The sequence below is a fragment of the Acinetobacter sp. ANC 5414 genome (genome assembly GCF_013004295.1).
In the GTDB taxonomy this organism is placed as follows: domain Bacteria; phylum Pseudomonadota; class Gammaproteobacteria; order Pseudomonadales; family Moraxellaceae; genus Acinetobacter.
This window is the reverse complement of sequence record NZ_JABERM010000033.1, coordinates 147,851-162,457: the sequence shown is the minus strand read 5'-3', so window position 1 is coordinate 162,457 and position 14,607 is coordinate 147,851. Positions and strand designations below refer to the sequence as shown.

Sequence of the window (14,607 nt, the reverse complement as noted above, 5' to 3'; positions counted from 1 at the left end):
TCCTTATTCCGCTGCGCTTTCAGCGGTATCGCCCAAGTCAGCCATTTCAACATCTTGGCCAGCTTTCAGGGTGACGTATGCTTTTTTAACATCAGAACGACGTCCTAATGTTTTACCAAAGCGTTTAGTCTTACCTTTAGTGATCGTTGTGTTAACTTTAACAACTTGAACACCAAAGAGTTGTTCCACTGCTTTTTTGATTTCAAGTTTGTTTGCGTTTAACGCAACTTTAAAAACTTGAACACCAGCAGCTTCACCTAGAACTTGTGCTTTTTCTGAGAATACAGGTCCTTGTAGGACTTGATAGATACGTTCGTTGTTCATCCGAGTTCTACCTCAATTTTCTTAGCAGCAGCTACAGACATAACAACTTTGTCGAACGCGATCAAGCTAACAGGATCAATTGCAGCAGCATCAACCACATCTACATGTGGAAGGTTACGTGCAGCAAGATATAGATTCTCATCTACAGCATCCGTAACGATTAATGCGCGAACAGCATTTAAGTCGTTAAGTTTAGCAAGCAATTCTTTAGTTTTAGGAGCAGCAACAGCAAACTCTTCAACCAATACCAAGCGATCTTGACGAACAAGTTCAGCTAAGATGCATTGCATAGCACCGCGGTACATTTTACGGTTAACTTTTTGAGACCAATCTTGTGGACGAGCGGCAAAAGTTTTACCACCACCAACCCAGATTGGGCTACGAATAGAACCAGCACGCGCACGGCCAGTACCTTTTTGACGGAAAGGTTTTTTACCACCGCCAGATACATCGCCACGTGATTTTTGAGCTTTAGAACCTTGACGACCACCAGCTAAGTAAGCTGTAACAACTTGGTGTACAAGAGCTTCGTTAAACTCACGTCCGAAAGCAACTTCAGATAATTCAACAGCAGAGCCGGAAACAGTATTTAAATTCACAATATTTCCCCTCAGGCCTTGATCGTAGGGCGAACGATTACGTCGCCACCAGTAGCACCAGGAACCGCACCTTTAACAACAAGAACTGAACGCTCTGTGTCAATAGATACAATCTCAAGACCCTGTGTAGTTACGCGTTCAGCACCTAAATGGCCAGCCATTTTTTTGCCTTTGAATACGCGACCAGGAGTCTGGTTTTGACCAGTAGAACCTAAAACACGGTGAGATAGTGAGTTACCGTGAGTAGCGTCTTGCGTACGGAAGTTCCAACGTTTAACACCACCTTGGAAACCTTTACCTTTAGACTGACCAGTTACGTCAACAATTTGACCCACTGTGAACAATTCAACGGTAAGCGTACCACCAACTTCACGACCTTCAAGATCAGCTTCTGTAGCGCGGAATTCTTTAACTAAACGACCAGCAGCAACACCCGCTTTAGCGAAGTGACCTTTCTGAGGATTAGTTACGCGAGATTCGCGACGCTCACCAGTAGTGATTTGAATCGCTTGATAACCATCAGTTTCAAGCGTTTTGATTTGAGTGATGCGGTTAGGATCAACCTCAATCACTGTAACAGGTACAGAAACACCAGCATCTGTAAAGATACGTGTCATACCGCACTTGCGACCGACTAAACCAATAGCCATGTGCATAAACCTCTAAAAAAGCGGCTTAATTAACTTAGAGTGTTAATTAACCCGAAAGCCTTAACCCAATGCGATCTGAACATCAACACCAGCTGCAAGATCTAATTTCATCAATGCATCAACAGTTTTGTCTGTTGGTTGAACGATATCGATCAAACGCTTGTAAGTGCGGATTTCATACTGGTCACGCGCGTCTTTATTAACGTGCGGTGAAGTTAGAACGTTAAAACGTTCGATGCGTGTAGGCATCGGAATTGGACCACAAACTTGTGCGCCAGTACGTTTTGCTGTTTCTACGATCTCTTGAGCAGATTGATCAATCAGACGATGATCAAAAGACTTCAAACGGATACGGATTCTCTGGTTAGACATACCAGTAAACTCCAAGCCAAAAATATAAAGAATCACCTCTGACGCATCTCACCCTATTGGTAAGTGTCAAAGGCAGTGAAAATCACTAAGGTCATGATCGATGCCACGACTGTCACGATATTAACTACTTTATTCGTAGTTAACCCTTTTACTAAAAGGCCGCTCATTATAGCTATTGTTTAACACTTAAGCAAATCCCTTTTCAACTTTTTAGTATATTTCTCACATCTTAAATTTGTAACATTGTTTAAAAATAAATCAACTTGCGGTTTTTTGTAAAACGTACTCTATCGCTTGGTTTAATATTTGATTTCCTTGAATAAAATTGCTTTTTGGCGACTTTTTTAATTGTTGTTCAGATTGCACATATTCTCCTGAAAAATTTACCAGCTCTTCATCATTTTCCAAAAATAGCTTTAACACCTCTGGGGTGATTTCTGGATGAAACTGGAATCCCAAGACATTTTTTCCGATTTGATACATTTGGTTTCGACAAACATCATTTTCCGCCAAATGAATCGCTCCTTTCGGAATTTCAAAGGTTTCGCTATGCCATTGCATCACATTAAATTGATCAGGTAATTCAAAACACTCTTCAGGCACATGATTAACTTTGCGCACCCCTGTCCAGCCGCGTTCTTGTTTTTCATTACGGCGAACTGCTGCACCCAATGCATTAGCGATGAGTTGCCCACCCAAACACAAACCGATTGCAGGCTTACCCATTGACAAATAACGTCGCAACCAGCGTTTTTCTACCTTTAACCAGGGGAAATTTGCTTCATCGTTCACACTCATCGGTCCACCCATAATAATGAGCAAATCAACATCTTCCACATGAGGTAAAGCTTCAATATCCAAAGGACGATCTACAGGTAATGCAAAAAACTCCGTTGCACTAATTTTAGCATGGTGCTGTTTTAAAAATGCATAACAACTGCCGAACCCTTCACCAGCAATATGCTGAAAATAATGTACTTTTAAATGCGACTTCATGCGCTCCTACCTATTGTTGTGTTCTGTTATAGGTTTAGCAAAAATGAAGCCAACTTTATGTGCAGATTAACGTTTCTATACATTTAGGCATTTATATAGCCTAATCTGCGAGTTTCTCTTAAGCTAAGGCTAATTTTGATACGACTTAGAGCAGAACCTTGAAAAAAAAACCACAGACAGAACTCATTCATGCACCACGAAAAGCCCCGCAATACATTTCTACAGTTCAACCTCCCCTGTTTCGTGCATCGACCATTATTTTTGAAAATACCAATGCACTGTTTAATCGCCATTGGACAGATGACTATGACTATAGTTATGGCACCCACGGCACACCGACAACTTTCACCTTAGGCGACAACATTGCTCAAATTGAAGGAGGTGAATATTGCCTGCTGGCACCAAGTGGTTTGTCTGCGATCAACCTGGTTAATTCATGCTTTTTGGCACACGGAGATGAAGTTTGGGTTGCAGACAACATCTATGGGCCAAACATGGAACATTTGCGCAATCTGGAAACGCGTTATGGCATTACAGTTAAGGTTTACAATGCAATAGATGTGGATAGTTTTCAACCTACAAATAAAGCCAAACTGATTTGGTTAGAAGCTGCAGGCTCAGTCACTTTAGAATTCCCCAACTTGGTGGGTCTCGTCAACAAAGCCAAACAAGCCAATGTCTTGACTGCACTGGATAATACCTGGGGTGCCGGTCTTGCCTTTAATGCCTTTGATTTTTCTGACCAGCATTTAAGTGTCGATCTCACCGTGCATGCGCTAACGAAATATCCAAGTGGTGGTGGCGATATCTTGATGGGTTCAGTAGTGACACATGATCAGAATCTACATCACAAACTATTCCGTATGCATGCCATTCAAGGCATCTCCGTTTCAGGTGATGATGCTGCACAAGTTCAACGTAGCCTTGCTTCAATGCAAGTGCGCTATCAACATCAGTCACAAAGTACTTTAAAACTACTCGATTGGCTAAAACAACAAAAAGAATTTATTCAGGTACTGCATCCTGCCGATGAATCTTCTTCTGGACATGACTATTGGAAAGAGATTTGTACTACAGGTCAAAGCGCCGGCTTGGTCAGTGTTATTTTTAAACCTGAATATACACTTACAGATATTCGTCAATTCTGTGATGCCTTACAGCTGTTTAAGCTGGGTTTTAGCTGGGGTGGTCCGGTTAGTTTAGTCATGCTATACAACTTAAAAGATATGCGTGTTTTGGAAACTACACATTTACAACAAGGTTTATTGGTTCGCTTTTGTATAGGGCTAGAACATCCGACCGATTTAATACAAGATATAGAAAACGCGTTAAAACAATTGAATACTCCACAACTCGAATAACCTCAGACACAAGAATATAAAATAGGAACACATATGGGTACACCTATCGTTATTGCCAAGAAAACCTCAAATACACAACAAGAGATTGTTTTACATTCACAGTTCGCCAACCGTCATGGACTGATCGCAGGTGCAACCGGAACAGGTAAAACAATCACCTTAAAAGTACTGGCTGAAAACTTTTCACGAATTGGTGTACCCGTATTTTTAGCCGATGCCAAAGGCGATGTTTCCAGCCTGGCCAAAGCTGGCTCAAGCAATCCCAAATTTGACGAACGCCTAAAAGTCTTAAATATTGAATCCATCCCGTTTGCAGCATCACCGGTGGTGTTTTGGGATTTATTTGGAGAGCAAGGTCATCCGATTCGTACCACGGTGTCGGAAATAGGACCATTACTATTAGCGCAAATGCTCAATCTGAATGACACCCAAGAAGGCGTACTTTCAGCGGTTTTTCGCATCGCAGATGATCAAGGCCTACTATTGATTGATTTTAAGGATTTAAAATCAATTATTAGCTATGTGTCGGAACATACCACGGAGTTTCAGGCGGAATATGGCAACCTCTCCCTCGCCAGTCTTGGGGCTATTCAACGTAATTTATTGGCGCTCGCAGACCAAGGCGGTGATCAGTTTTTTGGTGAGCCCAGTTTAAATATTCTGGATTTCATTCAGACCGACAGCCAAGGACGGGGCAATATCAACTTACTGGCCGCCGATAAGTTGATGAATACCCCAAAACTATACGCCACCTTCTTACTCTGGATGTTATCGGAACTCTTTGAACAATTGCCTGAAGTGGGCGACATGGATAAACCCAAACTGGTGTTCTTCTTTGATGAAGCGCACTTATTGTTTGATAATGCCAGCGCAGCGCTACAAGAAAAAATTGAACAGGTTGTGCGTTTGATTCGTTCCAAAGGGGTGGGGATTTATTTTGTTACGCAAAACCCGTTGGATTTACCTGAAAGCGTACTCGGACAACTCGGTAATCGCGTACAACATGCCTTACGTGCCTTCACCCCAAAAGATCAAAAAGCGGTAAAAACCGCAGCAGATACTTTCCGTGCCACCCCTGAATTTAAAGTCGATCAAGCCATTACCGAACTGGGTGTGGGTGAAGCCTTAATTAGCTGCCTGGATGAAAAAGGCATTCCACAAATTGTAGAACGTGGCTGGGTGATGGCGCCCTACTCTTCATTTAGCCCGATTAGCGTAGATGAACGTAAAATACTGATGAATCAAAGCATTGTTGCAGGGGTCTATGAGCAATCTGTTGACCGCGAAAGTGCATATGAAATGTTGCAGCAAAAAGTAGCCCAGCGTCAGCAACAAGCCGTTGCCGAGGAAACAGCGAAACAGCAAGCCAAGGAACAAGAGGCTCTAGCCAAACAACAAGCCAAAGAACAGGAAGCTTTTGCCAAGCAGCAAGCACGCGAACAAGAGCGTATTGCACGTGAGCAGCAGAAAGAAACTGAACGCGCATCAAAACAGCGTGAGAAAATGACCCAAGATATTGTCGGAACATTTGCGAAAAGTGCGGCACACAGTTTAGGTGGCAGTACCGGACAGAAAATTGTCCGTGGCTTACTCGGCTCTCTTTTCGGCAGAAAATAACTCTTTTTATTCCTATCAAAATTTTTAAAATTATGGGATATTCAGATATCCCATAATTATTTTAGGGTTTTTATAAAAGATGTATTTACAACCGATTTTATAAAATGTATTTTAAATACATCTTATAGCCACAATACAGATGTTCTAGCCATGACTCCACAACATATTGAACTTGTTAAATCAACTGTCCCTGTCCTTCGTGAAAATGGTGTTGCACTGACCAGCTATTTTTACAACCGCATGCTGAATAACAATCCAGAATTAAAAAATGTCTTTAACCTAGATCACCAAACTAGCGGTCGTCAGCCGCGTGCCTTAGCTGCTGCTGTATTGGCTTATGCAGAACATATTGAAAATCCAAGTGTATTGGCGAAAGCAATCGAGCACATTACCACTAAGCATGTCAGCCTTGATATCCAACCCGATCAATATGCCATTGTGGGTGACAACCTATTGCATTCAATTAGCGAAGTGTTAAATGTACCGTTTGAATCTGACCTGATTGCTGCCTGGAAAGAAGCGTATATGCAATTGGCAGGCATCCTAGCTGGGGTAGAAAAACAGAAATATGAAAACTTGGCTGCACAAAATGGCGGTTGGGCTGGATGGCGTGCCTTTGAAGTTGCTGCAGTTGAAGCAACTGATGCTGGTAAACGTTTTACTTTAAAAGCACAAGATGCTCAGCCTGTTGTTGGTGCCGAAACAGGAAGCTATATTTCTGTGAAAGTTCAAGTGCCTGGACATGACATTCAACAGCCACAACAATTTACGTTTGCTGACGCCCAATCTGCGGATCAATTTGTTTTTGATGTAAAACCTGAAGTAAATCATACAGAATATTCTGTTGCCAACATCTTACTTGAAAACTACAAAGCAGGTGATGTGGTTCAGGTTTCTGCGCCAGTTAAAGGCTAAATGCTTAATAAATCATTAATTTCTTGTTATTGAAAGTTCCTTTCGGGGGACTTTCAAGCTACGCTATATATACCTTTCCTCTGCCTTTAAAGACTCCATGCAACTCAATAAATTTACTGATTATGCCTTGCGTCTATTGATGTACATCTCCAGACCTAGAGACACCCCTTATACCATTGCAGAAATTGCAGAGGATTTGCATGTCTCTCAAAACCATCTGGTTAAAATTGTCCATTTCATGGGAAAACAGGATTGGATCATTACCACCCGCGGAAAAGGCGGTGGGATTCGCTTAAATGCAGAAACTTTAAATTTAAATCTGGGTTACATTGTGCGTATTCTGCAAGGCAATAACCAGATTGTGGAATGCGATACTCCAGCCTGCGTACTCCGCAGCAACTGTGGCCTTAAAGGCATTTTATATCAAGCACTTGAACAGTTTTACCAATCTTTAGATCACTATCGTTTAAGCGATGTGCTCGATCAAAGCAGCTCCAGCAAAGTCGCCACCTTATCCCCCATTTCACTGATTAATCTTTAAATCATCAGCCGAAGTTTTGCTGCTTTCAAAATGCAAAGGTCGCTTGCCTAGACGACTTCCTTTATAATGTTTCTTTGTAGATCATTTATTGAAGTTGAGTTATGCACCACAGCAGAGGAAAATCCAAAAACAGTAAGATAGCGAATGCGCCTAAGCAAAAGATCAGCTATGAGAAAAAAGTTGATTCTGCCATTACTGAATATTCTGTGCGTTCACTCAACTGGTTACGCAAAGCCGAATTCTTGATGAGTGCGCCAAAGCTCAATCTTTGTGTGGAAGATACTGGCTATGAAATTGCTTTTGCAGGCCGTTCAAATGCAGGTAAATCCAGTGCCATCAATGCATTAACCAATCAAAAACAATTGGCGCGTGCATCGAAAAAACCGGGTCGTACCCAAATGATCAACTTTTTCAGCTTAGGTAATCCTGACCAACGTCTGGTCGATTTACCGGGTTATGGTTATGCAGCCGTACCCGAAGCAATGAAACTGGTTTGGCAAAAAGAACTAGAAAACTATTTGATTCATCGCCAAAGCCTACAAGGTTTGGTGTTGTTGATGGACATTCGCCATCCCCTACAACACTTTGACGTGATGATGCTGGAATGGGCCTATTCACGTAAATTGTTTGTACACGTGTTATTGACCAAATCAGACAAATTGAACCGTGGCCCTGCATCAAAAGCGCTACAAGAAGTGCAACAGCAATTGAGAAAAATGAAGCTTAATTTCTCGATTCAGTTGTTCTCATCGATGAACAAACAAGGTTTGGAAGAACTTGCCAGCGTAATGGCAGGTCGTTTGAACTTTACCCTGGAACAATCGACTGAATTCGATTTGGATAGCATTCCAGAAGCAGATGTCGATGATCTGGATGAGCCAGTAGAATCTATGCATGAAGATGATGAGACAGTAGAGATCGAAATTGCCGACGATGTGACCGATGAAAGCAGACAAGCTGACTAATACCGATTGTCTGCCAAAATTCATCATCTATTGATATTTGAATGTCCTCTATTGCTCATCACAATTGAGGACATTTTTTTATACTGATTCTAAGTTAATGTGCTCTTGATCACGAACAGAACAACAACAGGATAAAGATAACCGCTTAATACCGAATCTACTCTGGCTGGTTTCACAACAACTGGGATATTTAATGCCTTGGTACGATCCTGTGTATGAAGCCAGAACTGAAGATGCCATCACCTATTTAGATAACTCCCCTGCCACAAAACAAGCAACCCTGAAATTCGCTTAAGACAATCACACAAATACCAAACAGTAGGGCTTTATGCCCTGCTTTTATTTGCACTACAATAAATCCAGATAAGAAAAAAAGACAAGGATAAAAGATGAAACCCTATATTTCTGTCATCACGCTTGCCGTCAAGGATTTAGAGCAGTCACTGAAGTTTTATTGTGAAGGTTTAGGCTTACATAACGAAGGCATTTTAGGTCAAGACTATGAATATGGTGCAGTCGCTTTTATAGAACTGCAATCAGATTTAAAACTCGCCTTATGGCCGCAACAAAGTATTCAGCATGACACGGGTCTGGAACTGACTCCAATGTGCCCGACTCAAATGACCCTTGGACATAACGTCTATAGTCCACTAGAAGTGGATCAAATCATGGCGCAAGCAGCACGTGCAGGTGCTCAAATTATCAAACCTGCACAAGCCACGTTTTACGGCGGATATGCAGGCTATTTTCAAGATCCTAATGGACATTTATGGGAAGTGGTATGGAATCCGTGCTGGGAAAATGATTAGGTTGGAATTTTATTCTCATCACGGGTATGACGGTCCACCACCACACTAATCATCATGTCGCCTTGCACATTGACTACAGTGCGCACCGTATCCAGTAAACGGTCAATCGGCAATAAAATGGCAATGGCTTCGGCAGGCAGACCGACCGATTGCAACACCATAATCATGGTCACCATGCCGGCACTTGGAATGCCCGGTGCACCTAACGAGGCAATCATTGCTGTTACGCAAACAATCAACTGCTGACCAATAGTTAAATCCAGCCCCATCAGATTGGCAATAAATAGAGCCGCGGCAGCTTCATACAGTGCCGTTCCATCCATATTTAATTGCGTTCCCAGTGGAATCACAAAACCTGCTGTTGCCGGACGTACCCCCAAGTTTTCTTGGGCACATTTCATGGAAAGTGGCATGGTGGCAGAACTGGAACTGGTGGCAAAAGCCGTAATCAGTGCGCTACGTGCCCCTTTAAAAAAGGTCAGCGGATTCATCTTGCCGAAAATCCACAGTAATAGCGGTAAAACCACCGCACCGTGGAAAATCGTGGTTCCCGTCACGACAGCCGCAAACTCCACCAGACGGTTCAGTACAGAAATATCCTCGGTGGAAATGAGTTTTGCCAGTAAAGCAAAAATACCAATCGGCGCCAGTCGCATCACCCAGATGATCATGAACATCATCATGTCAAAAAACTGCTGGCTGACCTGACGTACGGTTTTAAAACGCTCACCGCCATGAACCAAAGCCACCCCAAAAAATAAGGCAAACAAAACCACAGCAAGGACGTTGCCTTCAGAAAAAGCTTTAAAAGGATTAATTAAGGTATTTTGAATAAAATTGGTCAAAAATGAAGTTGGCGTTAAGGTATCCGGGGTTTGATGGGTACTCATCGCATCTTGAAACATGGCGATGTCTACGCCTTTGCCCACATCAAACAAATGCGCAGAACTGATTCCTAGAATTAATGCCAAGGTCGTGGTGGTCACGCAGCAGGCTAAAGTAATTTTCCAGACTTTGCCTAATTGCCCACCCGATTGCAAGTTAGATACACCGACCACAATTGAACTAAAAATCAGGGGAATTAACAGCATCTTTAACAAGCCAATAAAAATACTGCTGGCAATTCCCAAACCATACAAACTGGCATCAAAAAATGGGGTATTGGGATAAAGATTCAGGATAAAACCGAAAGCCACGCCTAAAATCGCAGCAATCAAAATTTGGGTGTTTAAGCTCATCTCTGCATGCTTTTATTGTTAAGTCTTGCAGGCACTATGCCATGCCCTATTTTTAGAATCGAGGAATTTTTTGTCACAAGTTCAGCATAAACAGGTAAAAGTATGATTTACACTTTGTCTGAATCATGAACGACTTACTAAATAAATGGCATAAAATCTGCTTTTGAATTACAACTAACCTACCCATAATTAAAAGAGCATACTTATGAAAAAAATAATCCTCATCACCACACTAATTTTAAGTATTGGGCAGACTTTTGCTCATTCAAGTCATGGCTGCCATAAAGATGTATCGGAAGATATTCCCCGCTGCCATTAACCCACAATCATTAAAAAACCGGACGAACTGTCCGGTTTTTTCATTTCAACTGATCGCTTACTGGGTTTCAATTTCGCGGATACGAATTAAACCTTCTTGGGTGGTGCTGCATACCAGCTCACCGTTTTGCCACATGCGACCGAAGTTCAAGCCACGTGAACTTGCACTCACCGTAGCCTCCATGTCGTATAGCATCCACTCATCCACACGGAATGGCTTATGGAAGTACATAGCATGGTCAATACTGGCACATTGCAAACTTGGCGATAAATAGCTTAAACCATGCGGACGAAGTGCCGTGGTCATTAAGGTAAAGTCTGAATAGAATGCAGCAATGGCCTGATGTAAAGAAATCTCGTCAATTTCTGGTGCAATTTGATCATGCGTCCGTAAATAGTGCGCATAAGATGGCGCTTCAGGCTGTGGTTGAAATGGATTGCTTGGATCAATCGGACGGATATCAATGTGGCGATCGCGCATAAAGCTGGCACGCACATTTTCCGGCACAAATTCCACGATCGTTTTTTTCAGCTCAGCTTCTGATTTTACCTGTTCTGGAGCAGGATATTCAGGTTCACTAATTTGATAATTTAAGCCTTCTTCCGGATAAGCAAAAGAAATCATTGCAGTAAAAATGGTACGCCCATGCTGAATGGCACGAACCTGGCGACTGACAAAACTTTTCCCATCACGCAAACGATCCACTTGATACAAAATAGGTGCATTGACATCACCGCCATACAAGAAATAAGCATGCAATGAATGTGCAGGACGATCGGTGGTATAGGATGCCGCGCGTAATGCCTGCCCCAACACCTGACCACCGAAGACACGTTTTCCGACCAAGTTGCGACTGATACCTCGGTAGACATTTTCTTCAATTTTTTCAAGGCTAAGTAATTCAACCAATTCTTGGGTTAACGCATTCATAAGCGACCTATTTTGATGTGGGATACCTGAAATGTAGGCGAAAAATTTAAATCAATCAGATAAGCTATTGCAGCTATTTTGCCACAATTCCAGATTAAAACCCTAGAGTTAGGCTGACTGCTGTGTCACATTATTTTTAGCTCATATTGGCTAAAAATACGATTTTTAACGATAAAATTTAACACTCAATATGAATTTTGTCAGAAAATGACATACTGTTTTAAATTACAATGATGCAAAACTATTTCCCCCTCAGAAAATCTGTGGTTTCGGTCATTTAAGTAGGAGTGTATATGTCCAAGAGTGGCTTTGGTCAAATGTATCGTCAGCTTTCCAGTAAGCTGCTTGACCTCGTGGTAACCCCACATGTTCTTGGTGAGGTTCCTACTGAACCGACAACTACAGAAAAAAATGCAGCAACAGATCAACCGATTAAGCAAAAAATGGTCTGCTATGTTTTACAAAATTACTCGCGTAGCAATGCACTGATTGTCGATGGTGAAACACGACGTCTCAAACTTTCACCTGCCCTAAACCCGTTAGTGGTCGGTAATCAGAAAGAAAAAGCATCGGTGTTGTTCTTGCAGCATCACAATGAAAATAATTTACTTAACCCACCACCGCATGCTTTTCCGCCACGTTTACTCCGTTTAATCGATATTTTAGAAAATCATCCTGAAGTGGATATCGAACTGATTCCTGTGACTGTGCTGTGGGGACGCTCGCCAGATAAAGAAGATTCCTGGTTCAAGCTGCTGTTTACTGATACTTGGGCAACCCCAGGTACAGTTAAACAATTGGTGAATATTGGTTTGCATGGTCGTCAATCTTATTTGGAATTCCATCAAGGGCAATCTTTACGTACGCTTGTCGATTTTGCCAAAAAGACCCATCCCAACTTATCACCAGCGACTTACATTCTAAATACCCTGAATAACTATTTAGATGGACAACGTGAAGTTGTGCTCGGCCCTGACCTGTCAGACCGTCGCAATGTGATGCATTCGTTAATTAAATCTACGGATGTGCAAGAAGCCATTCGCCGTGAAAGCATCCGCAGCAAAGTCAGCATGATTGAATCTGAACGTCGTGCGATTGGTTATTTAAACGAAATCGTTTCTGATTACTCACATTCTGCGGTGCATTTTGCCGATATGGCGCTGACCCGTTTATGGACGCAACTTTATGACGGCGTGGAAGTGCATAACTTCAGCACTGTGCGTGAACTAGCCAAAGACTACGAAATTATCTATACCCCATGTCACCGCAGTCACATCGACTATCTATTGCTATCTTATGTGATTTACAAGCGTGGCATGATGGTGCCGTACATTGCTGCAGGTGATAACCTGAATATGCCATTTGTGGGGCAATTACTCCGTGGTGGCGGTGCATTCTTTATTCGCCGTACTTTCCGTGGCAATGGCTTGTATACCACGGTATTCAAAGAATACTTGTACAGCATTTTGTCACGTAACACCCCGCTTGAATACTTTATTGAAGGTGGCCGTTCACGTACAGGGCGTTTGTTGCCACCGAAAACCGGCATGCTCGCGATGACTGTACATAGCCATTTACGCGGTCGATCAAAACCAATCGTGTTTTTGCCGACGTATATCGGTTATGAACGTCTGATGGAAGGTTCAACCTATGTTGGTGAAATGCAAGGCAAGCCGAAAGAGTCTGAATCGATTGTGGGCATTTTAAAAACCTTGCGTAAAATCGAGCGTATTTTCGGTAAAGTGCATGTGAACTTCGGTGAACCTGTGTTTTTAGATGACATGCTGAAAAAACACGGCGCAGATAAAATCAAGATTGAAAAGAATGATGATCCTATTCCGTCGGAAGTGTCGGATGCAGTCAACGGCTCTGCTCATGCGATTCTAGAAAATATTAACCGTGCTGTAGTGATTAACCCTGTTTCACTACTCTCTCTGATTCTACTGGCAACACCAAAACATACTTTAGATGAAGAAATCTGCATCAAACAACTGGATGCTTATCGCAATCTGGTCGCTGCCTTACCTTATGATGCACGCACACAAGTCACACCACTTTCAGGCAAAGAAATTATTGCCTACGGTTTAAAACTGAAACTGATTAAACGCATCAAACATGTGTTGGGCGACATTATTGCGATTGAAGACAATCAAGCCGTATTACTGACTTACTTCCGCAATAACATTCTGCATGCCTTTGTATTACCGTCTTTAATTGCTGCATTGGTTGAACATAACGGTTCGATCCGTCGTGGCGATTTGATCAATGTGATTCGCACGCTCTATCCATTCTTGAAAGCTGAATTGTTCTTAAAATGGCGAGATGATGAACTGAAAGATCAAATCTGTGCCTATGTTGAAGCATTAATTAAGGCGAAACTGATTTCTGAAGATGCGGAAGGCAACCTGGAATCTCCTGCACCAAACTCGGAAGATCATAATCAGCTGGTGGTTCTAGCTGCCCCAGTGATGCAAAGTCTTGAACGTTATTACATGACTTTGGCACTGATCACTCAGCGCGGTTCAGGCAATATTTCGACCCGTCAGGTGGAAGAACTCAGTCATTTGGTTGGTCAACGTTTGTCTGTTCTGTATGAGTTCAATTCACCTGAATTCTTTGATAAAGCCCTGTTCCAAAGCTTTATTAAGGTGCTGACTCAACAGGGCTATATTCGTAACAATGAAGATAATGCGATTGTATTTGATGAGAACTTCCAGAATGTTGCGCAGTACGCCAATCTGGTTTTGGATGATGTGACTTTACAAATGCTTCAGCACATTACCACTTTTAGTGATGAAGAGTTGAAGGAAGCTTTGGATGCGGTTGCGGCTCAACAAGCGAAACGTCGTCTGAAACGTAAGAAGAAATAATCTTCCTTGTCCTTTCCCTCTCCTTCTAGGAGAGGGAAAGGGAGAGGTCTATTAATACACTCCTAAGCTATTATAAAGTGCAAGTTAGAGCTAGGGTTGAT

Annotated in this window: 14 protein-coding genes and 1 pseudogene; 8 read left to right on the top strand and 7 right to left on the bottom strand. The window is 42.3% G+C overall.

All coding sequences use genetic code 11. The features are described 5' to 3' along the window. Positions 1 to 3 precede the first annotated feature (3 nt). The 5 genes from rplW to HLH18_RS15075 form a co-directional block, all read right to left on the bottom strand. Positions 4 to 324, bottom strand: coding sequence for a 50S ribosomal protein L23 (rplW, locus tag HLH18_RS15095; protein WP_171547475.1), 321 nt, complete (start codon positions 322 to 324; stop codon positions 4 to 6). After that, positions 321 to 923 (bottom strand): 50S ribosomal protein L4, encoded by a 603-nt coding sequence (gene rplD, locus HLH18_RS15090; RefSeq protein ID WP_131291433.1) that lies wholly within the window; start codon positions 921 to 923, stop codon positions 321 to 323. The genes rplW and rplD overlap by 4 nt, the downstream gene beginning before the upstream one ends. Before the next feature lie 11 nt (positions 924 to 934). Beyond that, positions 935 to 1,573, bottom strand: coding sequence for a 50S ribosomal protein L3 (gene rplC, locus HLH18_RS15085; protein WP_131291435.1), 639 nt, complete (start codon positions 1,571 to 1,573; stop codon positions 935 to 937). Between the two features lie 60 nt (positions 1,574 to 1,633). Continuing rightward, positions 1,634 to 1,945 carry a 30S ribosomal protein S10 gene (gene rpsJ / locus HLH18_RS15080; protein ID WP_000070912.1) on the bottom strand — a complete coding sequence of 104 codons (312 nt, stop codon included), beginning with the start codon at positions 1,943 to 1,945 and terminating at the stop codon, positions 1,634 to 1,636. 258 nt (positions 1,946 to 2,203) lie between these two features. Beyond that, a complete protein-coding gene (locus tag HLH18_RS15075; protein WP_171547474.1) occupies positions 2,204 to 2,941 on the bottom strand; it encodes a type 1 glutamine amidotransferase in 738 nt (245 codons plus the stop codon). A 158-nt stretch (positions 2,942 to 3,099) separates the two neighbouring features. On the opposite strand from HLH18_RS15075, the gene HLH18_RS15070 reads away from it, so the two are divergent. From HLH18_RS15070 to HLH18_RS15040, 7 genes and pseudogenes are all read left to right on the top strand, one after another. Next, on the top strand, positions 3,100 to 4,302 hold the full coding sequence (locus HLH18_RS15070; RefSeq protein ID WP_171547473.1) for a PLP-dependent transferase: 1,203 nt from the start codon (positions 3,100 to 3,102) through the stop codon (positions 4,300 to 4,302). 33 nt (positions 4,303 to 4,335) lie between these two features. Continuing rightward, positions 4,336 to 5,919, top strand: a complete 1,584-nt coding sequence (locus HLH18_RS15065; RefSeq protein WP_171547472.1) for a helicase HerA-like domain-containing protein — start codon at positions 4,336 to 4,338, stop codon at positions 5,917 to 5,919. A gap of 150 nt (positions 5,920 to 6,069) precedes the next feature. After that, a complete protein-coding gene (locus HLH18_RS15060) occupies positions 6,070 to 6,834 on the top strand; it encodes a globin domain-containing protein (RefSeq protein WP_171529423.1) in 765 nt (254 codons plus the stop codon). Between the two features lie 97 nt (positions 6,835 to 6,931). After that, positions 6,932 to 7,375 carry an RrF2 family transcriptional regulator gene (locus HLH18_RS15055; protein WP_171547471.1) on the top strand — a complete coding sequence of 148 codons (444 nt, stop codon included), beginning with the start codon at positions 6,932 to 6,934 and terminating at the stop codon, positions 7,373 to 7,375. 101 nt (positions 7,376 to 7,476) lie between these two features. Beyond that, a complete protein-coding gene (yihA, locus tag HLH18_RS15050) occupies positions 7,477 to 8,340 on the top strand; it encodes a ribosome biogenesis GTP-binding protein YihA/YsxC (RefSeq protein WP_171547470.1) in 864 nt (287 codons plus the stop codon). 136 nt (positions 8,341 to 8,476) lie between these two features. Next, a pseudogene (locus HLH18_RS15045) lies at positions 8,477 to 8,635 on the top strand (metal-dependent hydrolase); the annotation flags it as partial. Positions 8,636 to 8,729: 94 nt separating this feature from the next. Further along, complete coding sequence (locus HLH18_RS15040; protein WP_131291445.1) at positions 8,730 to 9,149, top strand: VOC family protein; 420 nt, start codon at positions 8,730 to 8,732, stop codon at positions 9,147 to 9,149. Here the strand turns inward: HLH18_RS15040 and HLH18_RS15035 are convergent. Both HLH18_RS15035 and HLH18_RS15030 read right to left on the bottom strand, forming a co-directional pair. After that, entirely contained in the window at positions 9,146 to 10,387 is a 1,242-nt protein-coding gene (locus HLH18_RS15035; RefSeq protein ID WP_171529419.1) for a dicarboxylate/amino acid:cation symporter, read from the bottom strand. The two genes, HLH18_RS15040 and HLH18_RS15035, sit on opposite strands and share 4 nt — an antisense overlap. A gap of 376 nt (positions 10,388 to 10,763) precedes the next feature. After that, positions 10,764 to 11,636 (bottom strand): acyl-CoA thioesterase, encoded by an 873-nt coding sequence (locus HLH18_RS15030; protein WP_171529418.1) that lies wholly within the window; start codon positions 11,634 to 11,636, stop codon positions 10,764 to 10,766. A gap of 293 nt (positions 11,637 to 11,929) precedes the next feature. On the opposite strand from HLH18_RS15030, the gene plsB reads away from it, so the two are divergent. Continuing rightward, the gene (gene plsB, locus HLH18_RS15025) at positions 11,930 to 14,506 is read left to right on the top strand and encodes a glycerol-3-phosphate 1-O-acyltransferase PlsB (RefSeq protein WP_171547469.1); all 2,577 of its coding nucleotides are present in this window, start codon (positions 11,930 to 11,932) and stop codon (positions 14,504 to 14,506) included. Positions 14,507 to 14,607: the final 101 nt, after the last annotated feature.

What these genes read in the sequence shown, in the direction of transcription:
- rplW (WP_171547475.1), bottom strand. Translation starts at nt 324, where the DNA reads ATGAACAACGAACGTATCTATCAAGTCCTACAAGGACCTGTATTCTCA.
- rplC (WP_131291435.1), bottom strand. Translation starts at nt 1,573, where the DNA reads ATGGCTATTGGTTTAGTCGGTCGCAAGTGCGGTATGACACGTATCTTT.
- rpsJ (WP_000070912.1), bottom strand. Translation starts at nt 1,945, where the DNA reads ATGTCTAACCAGAGAATCCGTATCCGTTTGAAGTCTTTTGATCATCGT.
- HLH18_RS15075 (WP_171547474.1), bottom strand. Translation starts at nt 2,941, where the DNA reads ATGAAGTCGCATTTAAAAGTACATTATTTTCAGCATATTGCTGGTGAA.
- HLH18_RS15065 (WP_171547472.1), top strand. Translation starts at nt 4,336, where the DNA reads ATGGGTACACCTATCGTTATTGCCAAGAAAACCTCAAATACACAACAA.
- HLH18_RS15060 (WP_171529423.1), top strand. Translation starts at nt 6,070, where the DNA reads ATGACTCCACAACATATTGAACTTGTTAAATCAACTGTCCCTGTCCTT.
- HLH18_RS15055 (WP_171547471.1), top strand. Translation starts at nt 6,932, where the DNA reads ATGCAACTCAATAAATTTACTGATTATGCCTTGCGTCTATTGATGTAC.
- yihA (WP_171547470.1), top strand. Translation starts at nt 7,477, where the DNA reads ATGCACCACAGCAGAGGAAAATCCAAAAACAGTAAGATAGCGAATGCG.
- HLH18_RS15040 (WP_131291445.1), top strand. Translation starts at nt 8,730, where the DNA reads ATGAAACCCTATATTTCTGTCATCACGCTTGCCGTCAAGGATTTAGAG.
- HLH18_RS15035 (WP_171529419.1), bottom strand. Translation starts at nt 10,387, where the DNA reads ATGAGCTTAAACACCCAAATTTTGATTGCTGCGATTTTAGGCGTGGCT.
- HLH18_RS15030 (WP_171529418.1), bottom strand. Translation starts at nt 11,636, where the DNA reads ATGAATGCGTTAACCCAAGAATTGGTTGAATTACTTAGCCTTGAAAAA.
- plsB (WP_171547469.1), top strand. Translation starts at nt 11,930, where the DNA reads ATGTCCAAGAGTGGCTTTGGTCAAATGTATCGTCAGCTTTCCAGTAAG.